This window comes from Caballeronia sp. LP006 (assembly GCF_031450995.1).
Classification (GTDB): domain Bacteria; phylum Pseudomonadota; class Gammaproteobacteria; order Burkholderiales; family Burkholderiaceae; genus Caballeronia.
The window spans coordinates 2,008,000-2,029,168 of sequence record NZ_JARTVW010000005.1 but is presented as its reverse complement, the minus strand read 5'-3'; the positions used below and the strand labels follow the sequence as shown (position 1 = coordinate 2,029,168).

The following is a 21,169-nucleotide window of genomic DNA, read 5'->3' as shown; positions in this document are numbered from 1 at the left end:
AGTGAAATCCGAAGGCCGGCGAAGGTATCCGACTGATCTCAGTCACGCACGAGCATTTGCCTTTTTTCATCACGCAAGCAGCCTATCGAAGGAGACGTCATGGGCCAGTTCAGTGCATCCGGCAGCTCAGCTCTGCCGCCGTACGAAAGCGAGTTTCAAGGAGACGGCGACCATTCTGGTATGCCTGCCGGTTATAGCGACCGGCTCTATAACGAAGACCTCGCTCCGCTAAAAAATCAGACCTGGGGCGCGTACAACATCTTCGCTTTCTGGATGTCGGACGTGCATAGCGTCGGCGGTTATGTTTTCGCGGGCAGTCTGTTCGCGCTCGGCCTCACGAGCTGGCAAGTGCTCGTGTCGTTGTTGATCGGCATCGGGCTCGTCAACGTGTTGTGCAATCTCATCGCGAAGCCAAGTCAGGTCGCGGGCGTGCCGTATCCGGTTGCGTGCCGCGCGACCTTCGGCGTGCTCGGCGCGAATATTCCGGCGGTCATTCGCGGGCTGATCGCGGTGGCGTGGTACGGCATCCAAACTTATCTGGCATCGAGCGCGCTGGTTATCGTCGTGCTGAAATTCGTGCCCTCGCTCATGCCTTACGCGGATGTGCATCGGTATGGCTTCGTCGGGCTGTCCGCGCTCGGCTGGGCGGGCTTCATGTTGCTGTGGGTGCTGCAGGCTATCGTGTTTTGGCGCGGCATGGAGATGATCAAGAAGTTCATCGACTTCGCCGGCCCGGCTGTGTATGTCGTGATGTTCATTCTTGCGGGCTACATGGTGTGGCGTGCGGGCATTCAGAACATCGGGCTGAATCTGGGCGGCGTGAAGTATCACGGCATGGAAGTGGTGCCGGTGATGGTCACCGCGATCTCACTGGTGGTCTCCTACTTCTCCGGTCCGATGCTGAACTTCGGCGACTTCTCGCGCTATTGCAAGAGCTTTCGCAGCGTGAAGCGCGGCAATTTCTGGGGCTTGCCGGTCAACTTCCTGGCGTTCTCGCTCGTGACCGTCGTCACGACTGCCGCGACGCTGCCGGTGTTCGGACAATTGATCACCGATCCGGTGGAAACGGTCGGCCGTATCGATCATCCGACGGCTGTGATTCTCGGCGCGCTGACGTTCACGATTGCGACCATCGGCATCAATATCGTGGCGAACTTCGTGTCGCCGGCGTTCGACTTTTCGAACGTGGCGCCGCGTCTGATCAGCTGGCGCGCAGGCGGGATGATGGCCGCGACGGCATCGATTTTCATTACGCCCTGGAACCTGTTCAACAATCCGGCCGTGATTCATTACACGCTGGATATTCTCGGCAGCTTCATCGGGCCGCTATATGGCGTCCTGATCGTGGATTTCTATTTGATGAAGCGCGGCAAACTCGTGGTCGATGACCTCTACACGACTTCAGAGAGCGGTCGATACTGGTACACGAAGGGCGTGAATCGCCGCGCGGTGATGGCGTTGTTGCCCGCTGCGGTGATCGCGATTCTTTGTGTGATGCTGCCGTCGCTGGAAAGCTCCGCGAACTTTTCGTGGTTCATCGGCGCGGGATTGGCGGCGGTGTTTTATTACGTGTTGGCAGATCGGAAACGGGTTTGACGCGTATTGCGATGTCGGGCGGCTGGCATGCAAATGCTCTATGTCGGCCGGCTGCATGCAAAAGACAAGATGCCAGCAGGTGGCATGCAAAAGACCGTATGCCATCCGAAGGCCTGCAGGACGCAAAACGCAGAGCCTCAGAACCGCGAGCGCAGCAAGCGAAGCGTGCAAAGGACTGTACGCCGGCCGACTGCGTCTAAAGGACCAATGCCGGATGCCAGCGGGCGACATGCAAATACCGCACCCTAACGGAAGGCATGCAAAACGCGAGATGCAAAGCGTCGAAACCGCGAGCGAAGCAATCGAAGCAATCGAAGCATGCAAAAGACCATACGCCTTCGGATGGTATGCAAAAGACCGCATCCCATCCGAAGGCATGCAAGATGCAAAAGCCTTAGAACCGCAGCAAGCCAGAAGCAGCAAGGAGAACCGCAATGCGCATCAAACTGATCAACCCCAACACCACCCAGCGCATGACCGACGCCATGGGCCGCTGCGCCCGCGAAGTCGCCGCGCCCGGCACGGAGATCATCGCGGTCAGTCCGACGATGGGCCCGCCTTCCATCGAAGGCTATTACGACGAAGCCGTCGCCTCGCTCGGACTTCTCGCCGAAGTGGAAGCGGGTGAGCGGCAGGGTATCGACGGCTACGTGATCGCCTGCTTCGGCGACCCCGCGCTGTATGCAGCACGCGAACTTGCGCGCGGCCCGGTGATCGGTATCGCGGAAGCCGCCATGCATGCCGCGAGCGTGATCGCACCGGGCTTCTCGGTCGTGACGACGTTGCAGCGCACCTGCGGCATGGCCTGGCATCTCGCGGAGCGATACGGCATGACACGCTTCTGCAAGAACGTGCGCGCCACCGATGTCGCCGTGCTCGAACTCGACGAGCCCGGTTCGGCCGCGCGCCAGACGATCATCGAAGAATGCCGGCGCGCACTCGACGAAGACGGCGCGGACGCCATCGTTCTCGGCTGCGCGGGCATGGCCGAGTTCTGCCGCGAAGTCGAGGATGCGATCGGCGCACCGGTCGTCGAAGGCGTGACGGCGGCCGTGAAATGGGCGGAAGCGCTCGTCGCGCTCAAGCTCCATACGGCCAAACGCGGCGACTTCGCCCGCCCGCTCACCAAGCGCTACGACGGCGTGTTGTCGGATTTCAGCCCGCGCTGATGGCAAAAACGCCGATCTACATACACCTGCCGTGACCCGGATTATCTGCGCCGCTGTATGGGCGCGTCCGGGGCTTTTCGTTACACTGAAACACCGCAGAATCGTTGATTCGACGCATTTTTTGCCCATCGACACTATCCCTCGCCATGTCACACGATCCGAACTACCCCCGCGACCTGATCGGCTACGGCCGCCATCCCGTGCAGGCGAACTGGCCGGGGCGCGCGCGCGTCGCCGTGCAGTTCGTGCTCAATTACGAGGAAGGCGGCGAAAACTGCGTGTTGCATGGCGATCCGGGCTCGGAGCAGTTTCTGTCGGAAATCGTGGGCGCGGCAGCGTATCCGTCGCGTCACATGAGCATGGAGTCAATCTACGAATACGGCTCGCGCGCAGGCGTGTGGCGCATTCTGCGCGAATTCGAAAAGCGCGGGTTGCCGCTCACCATCTTCGGCGTCGGCATGGCCATGGAGCGGCATCCGGAGCTTTCCAGGGCTTTCGTCGAGTTGGGGCATGAGATTGCCTGCCACGGCTATCGCTGGATTCACTATCAGGACATGTCGCCCGAGCGCGAAGCCGAGCACATGCGCCTCGGCATGGAAGCCATCGAGCGTGTCACCGGCGTGCGTCCGCTCGGCTGGTACACGGGCCGCGATAGCCCGAACACGCGTCGGCTGGTGGCGGAATACGGCGGCTTTCTCTACGACTCGGACTATTACGGCGACGACCTCCCGTTCTGGACCGAAGTCGAAGTCACGGGCGGCGAGAAGAAGCCGCATCTGATCGTGCCGTACACGCTCGACACCAACGACATGCGCTTCGCCACGCCGCAAGGCTTCAATACGGGCGAACACTTTTTCACGTATCTGCGCGATGCCTTCGACGTTCTGTACGAAGAGGGCGACGAAGCGCCGAAGATGCTTTCCATCGGCATGCACTGCAGGCTGCTCGGACGCCCGGGGCGCTTCCGCGGCCTGCAGAAGTTTCTCGATCACATCGAGAAACACGACCGCGTGTGGGTCTCGCGGCGCGTCGATATCGCGAAGCACTGGCGCGAGCATCATCCTCATCAACAAGCAAACGGGACGGCGGCATGAAGGCGATGCAATACACACTCGACCAACTCAACTCCATGCCCGCCGACACTTTCGTGACGGTGCTCGCAGGCATCTTCGAACATTCGCCGTGGGTCGCGGAAATCGCGGCGGCAAAGCGCCCGTTCGCGGACATCGACAGCCTGCACGCGACCATGTCGCAAGCCGTCGAAACGGCGGGTGAGGAGAAGCAGCTCGCGCTCATCAACGCTCACCCGGAACTCGCGGGCAAGGCGGCGGTGCGCGGCGAACTGACGGCAGAATCCACGCGCGAGCAAAGCGGCGCGGGCCTCGATCTCTGCACGCAGGACGAGTTCGACCGCCTGCAGTCGCTGAACCAGCAGTACGGTCAGAAGTTCGGCTTTCCGTTCATTCTCGCCGTGAGGGGTTACGACCGCCACGGCATCATCGCGAACTTCGAAAAGCGTGTGCAGCATGAGCGCGCCGAGGAGCTTCGCGCGAGTCTCGATCAGATTTACCGGATCGCGCGTTTCAGGCTCGACGACCTGATCCAGCACTGATCCGCATTTCACCGTAAAGACAAGGACGAAGACAATGGCAATTCCGACACTCGATCCCAACGCGCCCGAATTCACGCGCCGTTATGTGAATCTCGCGGACCCGCGTCTGGGCGCGCAGGCACTGGAGGCGAGCGACGATTTCTTCGCGCCGAAAGAACGCATGCTGAACCCCGAGCCCGCCGTGTTCATCCCCGGCAAGTTCGACGATCACGGCAAGTGGATGGACGGCTGGGAAACGCGCCGCAAGCGCACGACCGGCTACGACTGGTGCGTGGTCAAGCTCGCGCGTCCGGGCGTGATCAAGGGCATCGATCTGGATACGAGCCACTTTACGGGCAACTTCCCGCCGGCGGCATCGATTGAAGGCGCGCATGTCACGGACGGTGCCCCGAATCAGTCGACCCAATGGACGGAAATCGTGCCGTCGACGACCTTGCAGGGCAATAGCCATCACTATCTGGATGTGGCCGTCGAGCAGCCGTTCACGCATTTGCGCGTGAATGTCTACCCGGATGGCGGCATCGCGCGATTGCGTGTTTATGGTCAGCCGCAACTCGACTGGCGCAACGCGGATCGCAATCAGTTGTTCGATCTGGCCGCGATGGAAAACGGCGCGTATCTCGTCGGCACGAACAACCAGCATTTCGGGCTCGCTTCCACGCTGCTGATGCCAGGCCGCGGCGTCAACATGGGCGACGGCTGGGAAACGCGCCGCCGCCGCGAACCTGGCAACGACTGGTGTATCGTCGCGCTGGCGCAGCCTGGCATCATCAAGAAAGTCGAAGTGGATACCGCGCACTTCAAGGGCAATTTTCCGGATCGCTGCTCGCTGCAGGCAGCCAACGTGAAGGGCGGCACGGACAGCTCGCTCGTCACGCAAGCGATGTTCTGGCCGGTCCTTCTCGGCGAGCAAAAGCTTGCGATGGACAAGCAGCATTTCTTCGAATCGGAACTCGCGGCGCTCGGCCCCGTGACGCACGTGCGCTTCAATATTTTCCCGGACGGCGGCGTATCGCGTCTGCGTCTTTTCGGAACGCTTGCATGATGAAGAAGCTCGCTATCGAACCGTTGACGCGCGCTGCGTTCGAGCCTTTCGGCGATGTCATCGAACTCGATGGCGCGAAAGAGATTCCGATCAACCTCGGCACGACGATCCGGTTTCACGATCTGTGCCGCGTCGATGTGACGGATGAAGGCGGCCATACGCTCGTCAATCTGTTTCGCGGGCAGCCGCGCACGCTGCCTTTCGAAGTGAAGATGATGGAACGGCATCCGCTGGGCAGCCAGGCATTCCTGCCGCTCGACGACCGCACGTATCTCGTCGTCGTCGCGCCGGCGGGCGAGCTGGACGAATCGAAGATTCGCGCGTTCGTCACGAAGGGCTGGCAAGGCGTGAACTATGCGAAGGGCGTCTGGCATCATCCGCTGCTCGCGCTCGACAAGGTCAGCGATTTCATCGTCGTCGATCGCGGCGGGGAAGGGCGCAATCTCAACGAGCAGGACCTGAAGGAATCGCTCTGGCTGACCGCTGAGGCCATGCGGTAACGCATTCGTGCGTTCAGTCGGAGCAAGAAGACCGGTGCCCTTGACCGGTCTTTTTTTCGCGCGGCGCCCGGCGGGACTAAGATATACGCCCCGACACCGACACGCACGAAAAGCGAGAACCACGCATGATCGATCTACGTAGCGACACCGTCACCCGTCCGAGCCTGCCGATGCTCGCCGCCATGGCCGCCGCCGAAACCGGCGACGACGTCTGGGGCGACGATCCCACCGTGCTCAAGCTTCAGGCCACGCTCGCCGAGCGCACCGGCAAGGAAGCGGGCCTGTTCTTTCCCAGCGGCACGCAAAGCAACCTCGCCGCGCTGATGGCGCATTGCGCGCGCGGCGACGAATACATCGTCGGCCAGATGGCGCACACGTACAAGTACGAAGGCGGTGGCGCGGCCGTGCTCGGCAGCATTCAGCCGCAGCCTATCGAGAACGCGCCCGATGGTTCGTTGCCGCTCGAAAAGATCATCGCCGCGATCAAACCCATCGACGATCACTTTGCTCGCTCGCGTCTCTTTGCGCTCGAAAACACCATCGGCGGAAAAGTGCTGCCGGCGGAATATGTCCTGGCCGCGACCCGGCTCGTGCGTGAACGCGGACTCGCCACGCATCTCGATGGCGCGCGCGTCTTCAATGCAGCGGTCGCATCGGGCAAGCCGGTGGGCGAACTTGCGGCACCGTTCGATTCCGTGTCCATCTGCTGCTCGAAGGGACTCGGCGCGCCGGTCGGCTCCGTGCTGGTGGGAAGCCGTGCGTTGATCGAAGTGGCGCATCGCTGGCGCAAGGTGCTGGGCGGCGGCATGCGGCAGGCGGGCGTGATCGCGGCGGCATGTCTTTATGCGCTCGATCATCATGTCGAAGCGCTCGCCGAAGATCACGACAACGCCGCGCGTCTCGCTGAAGGGTTGAAGCAGATCGATGGCATCGGCATTCAGTCGCATGCCACGAACATGGTGTTCGCACGCATCCCGGAGGCGCATTGCGCGCCGCTGGAGGCGTATCTGAAGGAACGCGGCATCCTTACGCAGATGCTCTATGCGTCGCGCTTCGTGACGCATCGGGATGTGTCGCGCGAGGACATCGACACGTTCATCGGCGCGGTGAAGGATTACTTCGCTGCGCATTGAGCGTGAGATCGCGCGGCGGGGCAAGTGGGTCAGGCGCCGGCCGCGCGGTGCGCGCGAGACTAGCGACACGCATGCGACGAAGAGCATCGCTCACTTGCCACCGGTGACATCGAGAAACGTGCCGGTGATGAATGAAGCCTCGGCGCTTGCCAGCCATAGAATCGCCCGCGCGACCTCATCGGGCTGACCGCCGCGTCCCATCGGAATCGAGTCTTTCACGCGGTCCACTCGTCCTGGTTCGCCACCGCTGGCATGCATGTCCGTGTAAATGTGCCCAGGGCGAATGCAGTTGACGCGTATGCCATCGCGCGCGACTTCCTTGGCAAAACCGGTCGTGAAGGTTTCGATGGCGCCCTTCGACGCCGCATAGTCGACGTACTCATTCGGGCTGCCGAGCCGGGCCGAAGCCGACGAGATGTTGATCACCACGCCGCCGCGTCCATTGTGCCGGTAGGACATGCGCTTCACCGCCTGCTGCGCGCAGAGAATAGGGCCGATGGAGTTGACCGCGAAGATGCGCTGCATCCGCTCGAAGTCCAGATCTTCCAGGCGCGACTGGCGCGCGAGCATTGCGGCGTTGTTGACCAGCACATCGATGCGGCCGAACTCGCGGTCGATCGCCGCAAAGAGCCGAGCGACCTGCTCGGGGTCTGCGCTATCGGCGCGCACGGCCAACGCTCCGCGGCCGAGCGCTTCGACATCGGCTGCGACCGCGAGTGCGGCGGATTCGTTCGACACGAAGCTGATCGCCACGTCGTAGCCTTGCGCGGCAGCGAGACGCGCAGTCGCCGCGCCTACGCCACGGCTTCCACCCGTAATCAAAATCACAGGCGCCTGGGTGATGTCAGCCATTTAGCGAACCTTCAAAGTGGTGGTGGACTCGGACCAAAGACGATTGCGGCACGATCGCGACCGCGAAAACAGACGCAAGATTAACCACGCGCCGAAGCTATGGCAAAGCAGATTAAATGCCGGTCCGAGTTAGAAAAACTCTTTCGACGAAAGGCATCTCTTGGGTCGCGCGAGGGGAGTGGATATGTTCAAGCGCCCGCGGCAAGTCGTCACCAAAACAAATAGCCCAATCGAAGCGAATCGATCGGGCTATTTCTCGACAACGAAGAGCGGGGCGATAGCGTTACTGCACCGCGCCTCCGTCGAACCACGCAGCGATCTTCTGCCGTTCCGCGTCCGTCATCTGCGTGACGTTGCCAAGCGGCATCGCCTTTAGCGTCACCGCCTGCTGATGCACGCGCTGCGCGTTCTGCTTGATCTCCGCCGATGTATCGAGCAGGACGCCGGCGGGCGCGCTGCCCATCATGGTTGGATGCGCGGAGTGGCACGTCGCGCAACGCTGCTGGATGATCGGCTGGATATCGGCGACCTTGAGCGTCGGTGCGCCTGCGGCTTGCGCCACGGGAATCGTCGGCGAAGGCATGGTCCACGCAAACGCGCCGAGCACCAGCACGAGACCCGCGACCGGCATGTACCAGAGCACCTGACCACGGTGACGCATCACGAAGAACTGACGGATCAACGCGCCCGCCAGCATGATGAGCACGAGCAGAACCCAGTTGAACTTGTGCGTGTAGGTCATCGCGTAGTGATTCGATAGCATCGCGAACACCACGGGCAACGTGAAATACGTGTTGTGCACCGAGCGCTGCTTGCCGCGCTTGCCGTAAATGGCGTTGGGCGTTTCGCCCTTGAGCATCGCGGCGACCATCTTGCGCTGGCCCGGAATGATGACGAAGAACACGTTCGCCGACATGATCGTCGCGAGCATCGCACCCGTGATCAGATACGCGGCGCGCCCAGCGAACACGTGACACGCGACGAACGCGGCAACCAGCACATAGATGCCGACGCAGATACCGAGCAGCCGATCGTTGTTGCCGAAGACGCGGCACAGCGTGTCATAGACGATCCAACCGGCCATCAGGAAACCGAGCGCGGCCGAGACTGCCACGACCGGTCCCATGTCGAGCACGTTCTTGTCGATGAGATACGTGCTCGGCGAAAGCAGATACAAGACGAAGAACAAGCCGAAGCCGGACATCCACGTGGTGTAGGACGGCCAGAACGACCAATGCAGATTCTCCGGCATGTCTTGCGGCGCGACCGAGTACTTCTGCATGTGGTAGAAACCGCCGCCGTGCACGTGCCAGAAGTCGCCGAACACGCCGCGTCGGCGGGCGTTGGGGTCTTGCGGCGGTTTGAGACTGTTGTCGAGCGCCACGAAGTAAAACGACTCGCCGATCCACGCGATCGCGACGATGACGTGCAGACAACGCAACGCCAGATTGAGCCAGTCGGTGACAAAGCCTTCCATTTACTCCTCCACTACCGAATCGTTATGCGCACATCGTCAGCGTGTCTGGGGACGAACGCGATGTGCTGGTGTGTTCCGTTGTGTTCTGTTCAACGCTCGCTTGGGGCTCGGCTTCGCGCTCAGCTGCCGCGATACGTGCTGTAGGCCCAGGGCGAGACGAGCAGCGGCACGTGATAGTGCGAGTCTGCGTCCGCGATACCGAAGCGCAGCACCACGCGATCGACGAAGCGCGGTTCGGGCACCGTGACGCCGAACGCGGCGAAGTAATCGCCTGCGTGAAAGACGAGTTCGTATTGGCCCGTGACGAGTTCGGCGCCTTCGAGCAGCGGGGCGTCGCAGCGGCCGTCGTCGTTGGTGAGGGTGGTTTTGATGGCGCGCCGCGTGTCGTTCGTGAGCGCGAAGAGCTCGACTTTGATGTTCGCGCCGGGACGTCCGTGCGCGGTGTCGAGGACGTGGGTAGTGAGCTTGCCCATTCGCATGTTCCTTGAGTTGTGCGATGACCGGCTCGCGCATCGATCCGAAAAACCCGCACCGTGGACTCAGTCCGAGGTGCGGCGGCGGCGGATCGAGGCTCCACGTCAGTGGCTACATACCCGTCGGCGTTTCAGATGCGCGCCGTGATTAGCATTGTAGAAATTCGAGACGCGCTGTGCGGCCCCGATAGGAAAGATAATGCCCGGCGCATGACAGCGGCGCGTAAGCTTGGTTCTTCTTCACGAGACGCCCGCGCCGCGCTTCCACACGGCTATCGAGCGATGCTAACCGCGCCAAAATTCGCGAATATATTGCGGGCCTGAAGACGACTATGCCGGCTGTGCCATTGCCGCGATATTTTTGGCTGCGGAAAGTGGCGATGCGCGCTTATCATGCCGCGTCCCGAAGACGGCGTCGAAGCTGGGTAACCGGGGCTTTACACACGGTCCAGTTACTTTTTCGATTCCAACTTCGGAGGCAAACAGATGCAAGCGAAAACCCGCAGTCTGCTGGTGAAGAACGCGCGAATGCTCGTCACGATGGACGAGACGCGCCGCGAGATCGCCGATGGCGGTTTGTATATCGAAGGCAATCGCATCGTCGCGGTTGGCCCGACGAGCGAATTGCCGCAAACCGCCGACGACGTGCTCGACATGCGCGGTCATCTCGTGATTCCCGGCCTCGTCAATACGCATCACCACATGTATCAGAGCCTGACGCGCGCCATTCCCGCCGCGCAGAACGCCGAGCTGTTCGGCTGGCTCACGAATCTGTACAAGATCTGGGCGCATCTCACGCCCGAGATGATCGGCGTGTCGACGCAGACGGCGATGGCCGAACTCATGCTCTCGGGTTGCACCACATCGAGCGATCATCTGTATATCTATCCGAATGGCAGCCGGCTCGACGACAGCATCGAGGCGGCGCGCGAAATCGGCATGCGTTTTCATGCGGCGCGCGGCAGCATGAGCGTCGGTCAGAAAGACGGCGGTTTGCCGCCGGATTCGGTCGTCGAAAAGGAAGATGCCATTCTGAAGGACTCGCAGCGCCTGATCGAAACGTATCACGATGAAGGCCGCTACGCGATGCTGCGGGTGGTCGTCGCGCCTTGCTCGCCGTTTTCGGTGAGCCGCGAGTTGATGCGCGATTCGGCGCTGCTCGCGCGCGAATACGGCGTGTCGTTGCACACGCATCTCGCGGAGAACGTGAACGACGTGGCGTACAGCCGCGAGAAGTTCGGCATGACGCCCGCCGAATACGCGGAAGACCTGGGCTGGGTCGGTCACGACGTATGGCATGCGCACTGCGTTCAGCTCGACAAGCCGGGCATCGAGCTCTTTGCGCGCACGGGAACGGGCGTCGCGCACTGTCCGTGCTCGAACATGCGTCTCGCGTCGGGCATTGCGCCGATTCGCGCGATGCGTGACGCGGGCGTGCCCGTGGGTTTGGGCGTGGATGGCTCGGCATCGAACGATGGCGCGCAGATGGTCGGCGAAGTGCGGCAGGCGTTGCTGCTGCAACGCGTCGGCTTCGGCCCTGACGCGATGACCGCGCGCGAAGCGCTGGAAATCGCCACGCTCGGCGGCGCGAAGGTGCTCAATCGCGACGACATCGGCGCGCTGGCGCCGGGCATGGCGGCCGATTTCGTATCGTTCGACCTGTCGCAGCCGGCGTTCGCGGGCGCGCTGCACGATCCGGTGGCGGCGCTCGTGTTCTGCGCGCCGTCGCAGGTATCGACGAGCGTGATCGACGGGAAAATCGTAGTGAAGGAAGGGCGCCTGACGACGCTGGATCTGGGCGCCGTGGTAGAGCGGCATAACCGGCTCGCGGGTGAACTGGCGAGCCACGGATAGGCGTTAGAGACGCGGGAAGGCGGTTCGGAACGCGCCGGGATGGCGCCTTCCGAGCCGCAAGAACGCCGCAAGAACCGTTTTCAAGGCTGATCGATAAGCGAGCGCGTTGCTTCCGCGACGAGACCGCGTAGCCACCGAACCTCATCGGAGTAATGACAGCGCTCGTGCCACAACTGGTAGTACTGCATGGGCGGAAAGTCGAGCGGCGCCGGCACGACGGCAAGCGGCAGGAACCTCGCGTAATGATCGGCGAAGAGGCGGGTAGTCGTGAAGACGAGATCCGACTTGATCAGCACGTAAGGCGCGAGATTGAAGTAAGGCAGCGTGACCACGACATGACGCTTGAGCCGCTCGCGCGCCAGATGCACGTCGATCGCCCCGCGCTGTCCGACCGAATAAGGCGTGGGCGCAAGATGCGGCGCGTTGAGATATTGATCGAGCGTGAGACCGCCGCGCTTGGCGAACGGATGTTGATTGCTGACGAGACACACGATCTTGTCGACGAACAGATTCGACAGATGCAGTTGCTCCGGCGGTTCGGGCCAGTTGCCGACGACGATATCGAGCTTGCCGTCTTCCAGCGCGAGTTCGTAATCGAACGCGGGTCCGAGCGAATGGAATTCGAGCGTTGCATTGGGCGCGGCCTGCCGGAAGCGCTCGACAACTGTCGGCACGAACAGAACGTTCAGATAGTCGGGACAGCCGATGCGATAACACCGCACCGACGTGGAAGGGTCGAAATTATGCTGCTGCACCTTGATTCGCTCGATCTCGCGCAAGGCATTCTGCGTGGGTTCGAGCAAGCGTAGACCGTATTCGGTGGGCACCATCCCGGACTTGCCGCGCACGAGCAGCGGATCTCCGGTGATGTCGCGCAGACGCCTGAGCGCTGCGCTGATGGCAGGTTGCGACTGATTAAGCTTGACGGCCGCACGGGTGACGCTGCGTTCCATCAGCAAAGTGTGCAAGACGCGCAATAAGTATGTATCGATCGCCTCGCGCTGCTGACTCATGTTATCTCCGCTATAGCCAGTATATGTTCTGGCTGATCGTTCGTAGGGTGTCGCATATCATTTTTAATATGACGGAGAGATTACGTCAAGGTGTGGCTTACCCGCAAAGACTGGGAGAGCGGCGCATTGCATCGAATTTTGAGAGATCGACTTCGTGTCGCGAATTCTGTAAATTCTGCCCGCGGTATGGTTTGATGCGACACCTTTGTGTCACAAGACCCGTCTGCGGTCCTTTTCTTCCAGCTCGGCCTGCCGGTGGCCGGGCGCACTCCGTGAACTCATGGGCAACGCCATCACCCCTACGGATACGCCACCGCGCCTGGCGCTGTCCGGCATCAGCAAGCAGTACCCGTCCGTCAAGGCCAACGACGGCGTGAACCTCATCGTGAAGCCAGGCGAGATTCACGCGGTGCTCGGCGAGAACGGCGCGGGCAAGTCCACGCTGATGAAAATCATCTATGGCGCGGTGCGTCCGGATGAAGGCGAGATTCGCTGGCAGGGCGAAGTCGTCGAAATCGGCAGTCCGGCGGCGGCGCGCAAGCTCGGCATCGGCATGGTGTTCCAGCACTTCTCGCTGTTCGAGACGCTGACCGTTGGCGAGAACATCGCGCTCGCGCTCGACGACAAGTTCGACATGAAAGCGCTGTCCAAGCGTATTCGCGATGTGTCGGCGGACTACGGGCTCGATGTCGATCCGCAACGTCACGTTCACAGTCTCACCGTCGGCGAACGTCAGCGCGTGGAGATCGTGCGCTGTCTTCTGCAGAACCCGCGCTTGCTCATCATGGACGAGCCGACTTCGGTGCTGACGCCGCAAGCGGTCAAGAAGCTCTTCACCGTGTTGCGACGGCTCGCGGCGGAAGGGTGCAGCATTCTCTACATCAGTCACAAGCTCGACGAAATTCGCGCGCTCTGCGAGAACGCCACCGTGATGCGCGGCGGCCGCGTGACCGGCAATGTCGATCCGCGCAACGAAACGGATGCCTCGCTCGCGCAATTGATGGTCGGCCATTCGCTGCCGGATTATCAGCGTCGCCAACACACGCCGGGCGATGTCCGGCTCGCGGTGAAGAACCTTTCGGTGGCGAGTCCCGATCCGTTCGGCACGTCGCTCGAAAACGTCTCCTTTGCCGTGCAGGCGGGCGAGATTTTCGGGATCGCGGGCGTGTCGGGGAACGGTCAGGCGGAATTGCTCGCGTCGCTCTCGGGCGAGATTCGCGATTCCCATGTCGCAACGGACGCCGTGTCGATCTGCGGCACGCCAGCCGCGCGGCTGTCCGCGGGCGCGCGGCGGCGTCTGGGCTTTGCGTTCGTGCCGGAAGAGCGGCTCGGGCGCGGCGCGGTTCCGGCCATGTCGCTTGCCGAGAATGGCTTGCTCACCGCGCATCGGCAGAGCATGGTGCGCGGCGGCTGGGTCAACTCGCGCGCGGTCAAGAGCTTTGCCGATCGCTGCATCAAGGCCTTCGACGTGCGTTGCGGCGGCAGCGGCGCGTTCGCGCAAAGTCTGTCGGGCGGCAATTTACAGAAGTTCATCGTCGGCCGCGAGATTCTTCAGGAGCCGAAGGTGCTCGTCGTCGCCCAGCCGACCTGGGGCGTCGATGTCGGCGCGGCGGGCTTCATCCGCCAGCAGTTGCTCGATCTCGCGGCGCGCGGCGTCGCCATTCTGGTGATCTCCGAGGAACTGGAAGAACTGTTCGACATCTGCGACCGGCTCGCCGTGATCGCGCGCGGCAAGCTGTCGCCGGTGCGCAAGACGCGCGAAACCAACGCGGAGGAAGTCGGCCTGTTCATGGCCGGACTCTTCGACGGAAAGCGCGCGCCCGCAGCCGAACTCGACTCATTGAGCAAGTAAAGATGATCTTCCCTTATCGACTCGAAGCGCGCCCGACACCGTCGCGCGCCATGCAGCTCGCCGTGCCCGTGGTCGCCGCGGTGGCGACGCTCGTCATCGGCTTCCTGATCTTCAGTCTCGTCGGGCAGGACCCGCTGCGCGCGATGCACGCGTTCTTCGTCGAACCGCTCTCGAACGTGAACGGCTGGTCGGAGCTCGTGCTGAAGGCGTCGCCCTTGTGCCTGATCGGGCTCGGGCTTGCGGTCGGTTATCGCGCGAACGTGTGGAATATCGGCGCGGAAGGGCAGATGCTTCTCGGCGGCATCGTCGCGGGCGGCATCGCCATCCATGTCGGCGATACCTCCGGCTGGTGGACGCTGCCCTTGATGATGCTCGGCGGCGTCGTGGGCGGCATGCTCTGGGCGGCGATTCCCGCGCTGCTCAAGAGCCGCTTCAACACCAACGAGATTCTGACGAGCCTCATGCTCACCTACGTCGCCACGCAGTTGCTGATCTATCTCGTGAGCGGCCCGTGGCGCGACCCCGAAGGCATGAACTTCCCCATCTCGGCGATGTTCGGCGACGACGCGCTCTTCCCGCGTCTCTACGGCGACTGGCACTGGACGCGGCTCAAGGGCACGCGTATCAACGCGTCGGTGTTTCTCACGGCCATCGCGGTGCCGCTCGTGTGGGTTTTCATGCGCAAGAGTTTCGCGGGCTTTCGCATGAACGTGGGCGGTCTTGCGCCGCTCGCCGCGCGCTACGCCGGTTTCTCGGACAAGAAGACCATCTGGACCTCGCTCCTGCTCTCGGGCGGCCTCGCCGGGCTCGCGGGCATGGGCGAAGTGGCCGGGCCTATCGGGCAATTGCAGGCGGGCTGGTCGCCGGGATACGGCTTCACGGCGATCATCGTCGTGTTCGTGGGACGGCTGCATCCGGTGGGCATCGTGCTCGCAAGTCTCCTGATGGCGCTGCTCTACCTCGGCGGCGAGGCGGTGCAGACCTCGCTGCAACTGCCGCAGGCGCTTGCGGGCGTCTTCCAGGGCTTGCTGCTCTTTTGCCTCCTCGGTTGCGACCTGTTCGTCAATTACCGCATCCGGCGCCGCGCGATCGCGCATCACGCTTCCTGACGAGACCTACGACATGGATATCAATCAAGCCAGCAATCTCGCCTCGAGCGCGGTCGTCGCGGCCATTCCGCTGATGTTCGCGGGCGCGGGCGAACTCGTCGCGGAAAAGTCCGGCGTGCTCAATCTGGGCGTCGAGGGAATGATGCTGATGGGCGCCGTCACCGGCTACGCGGTGACATCGATCACGGGTAATCCGTGGCTCGGCATCGTCGCGTCGATTTTCGCGGGCATCGCGATGGCGCTGCTGTTCGGCTTTCTCACCATCACCATGCTTGCGAATCAAGTCGCCACCGGCCTTTCGCTGACGATCTTCGGCATCGGCTTTTCGGCCTACGTGGGCAAGCCGTACACGTCGGCGGCAGTGCGCGCGAGCATCGACGTGATGCCGATTCCGGGTCTTGCCAGCATTCCCGTGCTCGGCCCGGCTATCTTCTCGCTTACGCCGCTCGGCTATCTTGCGTTCATCATGTTTGGCGTGATCGGCTGGTTTCTTTACAAGACGCGTGCGGGGCTCGTGCTGCGCTCGGTCGGCGAATCGCCTTCGGTCGCGCACTCGGTGGGCTTTCCCGTGGTCGGCGTGCGCTACGGCGCAACGCTCTTCGGCGGCGCGATGGCCGGTATCGCGGGCGGCTATTACTCCATCGTCTATTTGCACGTCTGGCAGGAGCAGCTCACGTCCGGACGCGGCTGGATTGCACTCGCGCTCGTCGTGTTCGCCACGTGGCGGCCAGGGCGTCTTTTGATCGGCGCGCTCTTGTTCGGCGCCGTGATGGCGCTGCAGTTCTACGCGCAGGCCATCGGCGTGCCGGTGCCGACACAGTTTCTCGCGATGCTGCCGTATATCGCGACCATCGTCGTGCTGGTGCTGATCTCGCGCAATCCGAACACCATCAAGCTGAACGCGCCCGCATCGCTTGGCAAGCCGTTCTTCGCGGCAAGCTGAACGTGGATTTGGCAACGCGCGCGCGGTTCTCCGCTGTTGCAGGGAGGCAGCACGCGCGCCGTCAGACGGTTCCGTTGCGATTTTTTTCCGACGAAACTGGCGCACGTCGTTTTCCATTTCGTGGCTCATCAAACAACATCGACCAGGAGAAACACAATGAATAAACCATGGCTGAAGGCAATCGCGGCAACCGTCGCTTTGTCCGCCACGCTCGCGACGGCGAGCGCGCAAGCGGCGGATGCACCGGGCGTCGCGTTCGTCTATCTCGGCAATCCGGGCGATGCAGGCTGGACCTTCGCGCACGACGCGGGCAGCAAGGAAGCCGAAGCGAAGTTCGGCGACAAGATCAAGATCACGCGCGTGGAAAACGTGCCGGAATCCGCCGACTCGGAGCGCGTGTTCCGCGATCTGGCGAACAAGGGCAACAAGGTCATCTTCGGCACGAGCTTCGGCTATCAGGACTTCCAGTTGAAGGTGGCGAAGGATTTCCCGGACACGATTTTCCTCACGGCCACGGGCTTCAAGAAGGCCAAAAACTTCGGCACATATGACGTGCGGATGTATCAAGGCGCGTACTTGGCAGGCGTCGCCGCCGGTTATGTGACGAAGAGCAATACGTTGGGCTTCGTGGCATCGGTGCCGATTCCCGAAGTGGTCCGCAACATCAACGCGTTCACGATGGGCGCGCGTTCGGTGAATCCGAAGGTCCACACGAAGGTCATCTGGATCAACAGCTGGTTCGATCCGGGCAAGGAAAAGCAGGCTGCCGAAACGCTGATCGGTCAGGGCGCGGACGTGCTCTTGCAGAACACCGACTCGAACGCCACGCTCAACACCGCGAACGAGAAGCACGTGTTCGCCTTCGGCTGGGATTCGAACATGAAGAAGTTCGGCCCGAACGCGCATTTGGGTTCGGTGGTCGCGCACTGGGGCGTGTACTACAACGCGGTCATTCAGCAAGTGCTCGATGGCAAGTGGAAGAACGACCCGGTGTGGCTCGGTATGCCGCAGAAGGCCGTGGACCTCGAAGACCTGAACAGCAGCGCGATTCCGCCGAAGGCCATGCAAGCCGTATCGGCGAAGCGTGACGATCTGCACTCGGGCAAGTGGGATGTGTTCACGGGTCCGATCAAGGATCAGTCGGGCGCGGAAAAGGTGCCGGCCGGCAAGACGCTGACCGACCCGGAAATGCAGCGTATCAACTGGTACGTGGAAGGTGTCGACGGCTCGCTGCCGAAGTAAGCCTCGCGAGCAGGCTGCGAAACGAAAAACCGCGCGTCGTGCTGCCACGACGCGCGGTTTTTAATTGAAGCAATCAGTCTTCGATACGCAAGCCGACCTTGATCGTCACCTGCCAGTGCTGGATCTTGCCGTCTTCGACATGTCCGCGCGTTTCCGTCACTTCGAACCAGTGAATGTTGCGCAGCGTCTTCGATGCCTTCGACAGTGCGACGCGCACGGCGTCATCGCTCGATTCCTGCGACGAGCCGGTGAGTTCGATCTGCTTGTAGACGTGTTCCGTCATGATGTTCTCCTTGTGAAAAGCATGGCGATCGCTCGGGGCGAACGGGTGCAATGCGAAATACTCGCGGTGTCGATGCAGCAAGGCGTGCGCCAACACGCAGCCGACGCATGAAAGACGCGCGCCTCGCGAAAGAGCGAGGCGCAGGGGAAAACATCGAAGGAATTCAGCCGGGAATCAGCGCAGCGGACGCGATGCGGCGTCGCCCGCATCCTGACGACGCGCGCCGCGCCGCCTGCGCGCCGAAACGGTCGCGCCGAATTCGCTCAAGATCTGCGTGCGAGCGCGGCTCGCAAACACGAGGAAGCCGAAGCCGTTCGCTTCGTACCAGTAGCCGCCGTTCTCCAGACCGTCGAGCGGCTGTTCGAGCGCGTTTGTGATCGACTCCACGCAGCGCCTGTGCAGTTCGTCGATGGCGGGATAGGGCGGTTGAGCGCCGCGCACGCTGCATAGCAGGACATCGAGCCCTGGCAGCACATGCGCGTAGAGCACAGGCTCGTCCTGCGCGCGAGCGCGTGCAATTTTCGTATCGAGCTGACCGAACGGCTTGAAATGCCGCACCACGGCGAGGAAAGACTCGTCGCCATCAGCTTTCACACGTTTACGCTTTTTCGGGAAGGACATAAAAACTCGCCTGAAAAAGATTTGCAAGAAACGCAGCGTCCTCATGCGGCCACTCCCGTCTTGCGTGCCGCACGTCGATCTTTTATAGCGCATCGATGTGATCCGGTCACGGTGATTCGCAAACTTGAATGCACGCCGGGTTCTGCTACCGGTGCACACCCGTGGCGCACGAATCATGCCGATGACCGTTTGGCGGCCCGCTGGCATCCCTCTGAGCATCTATCTCAATAATAGTCCCGCTGCTGCCCTGTCGAACAGCCTAAAGAAAGAAAAAAGCGGGGGGGCGCACCAATTGACGGGTGGGTGCGCCCGGATGCAATGCGCTCACGCGCTCGACGAACCGGGCTTGCGGCCGTGATCGAATCAGACGCGCGGCCGTTTCAGCTCGTCGCGGATCTCGCGCAGCAGCAACACGTCTTCCGGCGTAGCGGCGGGCGGCGGCGGCGCTTCGGTGGGCTTGCGCAAATTGTTGATGAACTTGACCATCAGAAAGATGATGAACGCAAGGATGATGAAGTTGATCAGCACGGTAATGAACGAACCGTAGCCGAACACCGCGACACCCGCGGTCTGCAAGTCTTTATACGAATCGGGATTGCCTTTATAGCTGGGCGGTATCTGCCCCAGACGTATGAAAAGGTTCGAGAAGTCGAGCCCGCCCGTGGCCAGACCGACCACCGGCATGATCAGATCCTTCACGACGGAGTTGACTATCGTCGAGAAAGCGCCGCCGATGATCACACCAACGGCGAGGTCCATCACGTTGCCTTTGAGGGCGAAGTTCTTGAATTCGTCGATCATGCTCATGCGCGGCTTCCTCCGGTTGGTGTGAGACGTTTTTTGCGAGTTAAAAGCGGCAGCAAGGGCTATGCCATTGATCCACAGACGAAACGCCATAAGGCGCGCGCTTTGTCCGGAGACACGAGCATGATAGTCAATTCGCTCGATGAACGTGCGCGCGGCGCGCGGGACATGCCTTTCAGGTCGTGCTCACGTGACCCACGCTGATAGCCGCGCAGAATGCCGCGTGATCCGCGACAGTCTGTGCGCCGTAGCGTTCGGCCCAGCTTGCATAGGCGGCGTCGAACTTGTCGGAGGTGCCGCAATAGCCCGTGATCAGCGCGGCGTCGCCCGTGCGGGCGTGCGCGCGAGCGAGCAGAAGGCCGAGACACCACGCGTAGAAATCGAAGGTCGCGCCATGCAGCCAATCGACGGGAATGGAGCCGCGAATCTGCTTCATCTGGCGTACGTAGAAATCGCGCCCGGCGATGGTGGTCCAGCCAAGCAGCGCATCCGACGAACTCTGCATGAGCCTTTGCCCTTGCACGACGCGACGCCCCTGATGCTGCTGCGTCTCGTCAAGCGGCGCGACGAAGGGCGCGGCGGCCGGCACGATGCCTTCCTTCACCTGGATGAACAGCGGGTCGCCGAGCGCCCGGCCGAGCATGAGCACGAGATAGGCGCGCGTGCCGACACTGCCGACGCCCACCACGCGATGCGCCACATCGGCGACTTCGTAGCGTTCCAGCATGATGCGCCATTCGCCCGCGATGGTTTGCAGATACGGCTTCAGGCCATCGACCACATGATTCTTCTCGGCGGCGTCGAGGCGCGTGAGAATCGGCGGATCGACCTTGAAGCGCCAGCTTTTGCCAGCGGGTTCGGCGACCTTGGCGAGCATGGTCGCGTGCGACCGCTTCATTGCGCGCTCGACCGTTTTCGTGATGGTTTCCTTCTCGTTGGCATCGAGCCTGGTCGGCGCGTCGATGTGGAGGGCGCTCGCGTATGAACGCATCTGCCAGAGATCGTAGGGGCTCACCTGCCAGAGCGAAGCCATGGACGTGCGATACGCCGCGCATGCCGAACGCACCGCGCGCTCGCGACCGCTCGCATCGACGCCATTTTCGCGCGCCGCCACGTTGATGCTCGCGGTGAGGCGCTTCAGGTCCCACTCCCACGGACCGACGAGCGTTTCGTCGAAATCGTTGAGGTCGAACACCACGTCCTGACGCGGCGTGCGAAAGAGTCCGAAGTTATTGATGTGCGCGTCGCCGTCGATGATCACGTTGTGCCCGATCGAGGGCGACTTCGCCAGATCCCAGGCCATGACCGTGGCCGACCCGCGCAGGAACGCGAACGGCGACTCGGCCATGCGCGCCATGCGCAGCGGGATGAGCCGCTCTTGACGGCCGGCGTTGACGGCGAGCACGCGCTCGACAGGGTTCGGCCGGTTGGCTTCGGGCTGCCAGCCCGCGTGGGCTTCGAAGGGCACGGCGTCGCGCAGCGCGCGGCCCTTGGCGCGGCTTTCCTCGGCCGTGCCAAGCGTATCGGATGATGTCGATGCCAAGGAGTTCGGGCGCGTGGGCAAGCGAATTCTCCTTCAGACGCTTGCGCG

20 protein-coding genes are annotated in these 21,169 nt (G+C 62.3%); 12 read left to right on the top strand and 8 right to left on the bottom strand.

Going from position 1 to position 21,169, the window contains the following annotated elements; translation table 11 throughout:
- Positions 1-99: 99 nt before the first annotated feature.
- The 7 genes from P9250_RS26085 (at position 100) to ltaE (ending at position 7,055) form a co-directional block, all read left to right on the top strand.
- Positions 100-1,596 carry an NCS1 family nucleobase:cation symporter-1 gene (locus P9250_RS26085; RefSeq protein WP_310395952.1) on the top strand — a complete coding sequence of 499 codons (1,497 nt, stop codon included), beginning with the start codon at positions 100-102 and terminating at the stop codon, positions 1,594-1,596.
- Between the two features lie 434 nt (positions 1,597-2,030).
- On the top strand, positions 2,031-2,765 hold the full coding sequence (locus tag P9250_RS26080) for an aspartate/glutamate racemase family protein (protein ID WP_250464922.1): 735 nt from the start codon (positions 2,031-2,033) through the stop codon (positions 2,763-2,765).
- 146 nt (positions 2,766-2,911) lie between these two features.
- Positions 2,912-3,859, top strand: coding sequence for an allantoinase PuuE (puuE, locus tag P9250_RS26075; protein ID WP_310395949.1), 948 nt, complete (start codon positions 2,912-2,914; stop codon positions 3,857-3,859).
- Positions 3,856-4,377, top strand: coding sequence for a 2-oxo-4-hydroxy-4-carboxy-5-ureidoimidazoline decarboxylase (uraD, locus tag P9250_RS26070; RefSeq protein WP_244825300.1), 522 nt, complete (start codon positions 3,856-3,858; stop codon positions 4,375-4,377). Before puuE ends, uraD begins: the two co-directional genes overlap by 4 nt.
- 34 nt (positions 4,378-4,411) lie before the next feature.
- Positions 4,412-5,422, top strand: a complete 1,011-nt coding sequence (alc, locus tag P9250_RS26065) for an allantoicase (protein WP_244825299.1) — start codon at positions 4,412-4,414, stop codon at positions 5,420-5,422.
- A complete protein-coding gene (locus P9250_RS26060; RefSeq protein ID WP_244828042.1) occupies positions 5,422-5,922 on the top strand; it encodes an ureidoglycolate lyase in 501 nt (166 codons plus the stop codon). The genes alc and P9250_RS26060 overlap by 1 nt, the downstream gene beginning before the upstream one ends.
- 125 nt (positions 5,923-6,047) lie before the next feature.
- Positions 6,048-7,055 (top strand): low-specificity L-threonine aldolase, encoded by a 1,008-nt coding sequence (gene ltaE / locus P9250_RS26055; RefSeq protein WP_310395947.1) that lies wholly within the window; start codon positions 6,048-6,050, stop codon positions 7,053-7,055.
- Between the two features lie 90 nt (positions 7,056-7,145).
- Here ltaE and P9250_RS26050 read toward each other — a convergent pair whose 3' ends face one another.
- The 3 genes from P9250_RS26050 to uraH all read right to left on the bottom strand — a co-directional run bounded on the left by P9250_RS26050 (position 7,146) and on the right by uraH (position 9,857).
- On the bottom strand, positions 7,146-7,907 hold the full coding sequence (locus P9250_RS26050) for an SDR family oxidoreductase (RefSeq protein WP_244825297.1): 762 nt from the start codon (positions 7,905-7,907) through the stop codon (positions 7,146-7,148).
- 283 nt (positions 7,908-8,190) lie between these two features.
- Complete coding sequence (locus P9250_RS26045; protein WP_244825296.1) at positions 8,191-9,384, bottom strand: urate hydroxylase PuuD; 1,194 nt, start codon at positions 9,382-9,384, stop codon at positions 8,191-8,193.
- A gap of 119 nt (positions 9,385-9,503) precedes the next feature.
- The gene (gene uraH, locus P9250_RS26040) at positions 9,504-9,857 is read right to left on the bottom strand and encodes a hydroxyisourate hydrolase (protein ID WP_250464909.1); all 354 of its coding nucleotides are present in this window, start codon (positions 9,855-9,857) and stop codon (positions 9,504-9,506) included.
- Between the two features lie 486 nt (positions 9,858-10,343).
- Between uraH and P9250_RS26035 the strand changes: the two genes are divergently transcribed.
- Positions 10,344-11,711 (top strand): 8-oxoguanine deaminase, encoded by a 1,368-nt coding sequence (locus P9250_RS26035; protein WP_244825294.1) that lies wholly within the window; start codon positions 10,344-10,346, stop codon positions 11,709-11,711.
- Positions 11,712-11,791: 80 nt separating this feature from the next.
- On the opposite strand, the gene P9250_RS26030 is transcribed toward P9250_RS26035, so the two are convergent.
- Complete coding sequence (locus P9250_RS26030; protein ID WP_244825293.1) at positions 11,792-12,724, bottom strand: LysR substrate-binding domain-containing protein; 933 nt, start codon at positions 12,722-12,724, stop codon at positions 11,792-11,794.
- 280 nt (positions 12,725-13,004) lie between these two features.
- Here P9250_RS26030 and P9250_RS26025 point away from each other — a divergent pair, with 280 nt between their 5' ends.
- From P9250_RS26025 to P9250_RS26010, 4 genes are all read left to right on the top strand, one after another.
- Positions 13,005-14,576 carry an ABC transporter ATP-binding protein gene (locus P9250_RS26025; RefSeq protein WP_250464715.1) on the top strand — a complete coding sequence of 524 codons (1,572 nt, stop codon included), beginning with the start codon at positions 13,005-13,007 and terminating at the stop codon, positions 14,574-14,576.
- 2 nt (positions 14,577-14,578) lie between these two features.
- Entirely contained in the window at positions 14,579-15,685 is a 1,107-nt protein-coding gene (locus P9250_RS26020; RefSeq protein ID WP_310395944.1) for an ABC transporter permease, read from the top strand.
- 13 nt (positions 15,686-15,698) lie between these two features.
- On the top strand, positions 15,699-16,628 hold the full coding sequence (locus P9250_RS26015; protein WP_244825290.1) for an ABC transporter permease: 930 nt from the start codon (positions 15,699-15,701) through the stop codon (positions 16,626-16,628).
- Positions 16,629-16,784: 156 nt separating this feature from the next.
- Positions 16,785-17,870 (top strand): BMP family ABC transporter substrate-binding protein, encoded by a 1,086-nt coding sequence (locus P9250_RS26010; RefSeq protein WP_244825289.1) that lies wholly within the window; start codon positions 16,785-16,787, stop codon positions 17,868-17,870.
- A 73-nt stretch (positions 17,871-17,943) separates the two neighbouring features.
- On the opposite strand, the gene P9250_RS26005 is transcribed toward P9250_RS26010, so the two are convergent.
- The 4 genes from P9250_RS26005 to P9250_RS25990 form a co-directional block, all read right to left on the bottom strand.
- Positions 17,944-18,153: a dodecin gene (locus P9250_RS26005; protein WP_244825288.1), complete on the bottom strand. Its 210-nt coding sequence runs from the start codon at positions 18,151-18,153 to the stop codon at positions 17,944-17,946.
- A gap of 174 nt (positions 18,154-18,327) precedes the next feature.
- Positions 18,328-18,819 carry a hypothetical protein gene (locus P9250_RS26000; protein ID WP_244825287.1) on the bottom strand — a complete coding sequence of 164 codons (492 nt, stop codon included), beginning with the start codon at positions 18,817-18,819 and terminating at the stop codon, positions 18,328-18,330.
- Positions 18,820-19,137: 318 nt separating this feature from the next.
- A complete protein-coding gene (gene mscL, locus P9250_RS25995) occupies positions 19,138-19,581 on the bottom strand; it encodes a large conductance mechanosensitive channel protein MscL (RefSeq protein ID WP_244825286.1) in 444 nt (147 codons plus the stop codon).
- 172 nt (positions 19,582-19,753) lie between these two features.
- Entirely contained in the window at positions 19,754-21,142 is a 1,389-nt protein-coding gene (locus P9250_RS25990; RefSeq protein ID WP_250509065.1) for a DUF2252 domain-containing protein, read from the bottom strand.
- Positions 21,143-21,169: the final 27 nt, after the last annotated feature.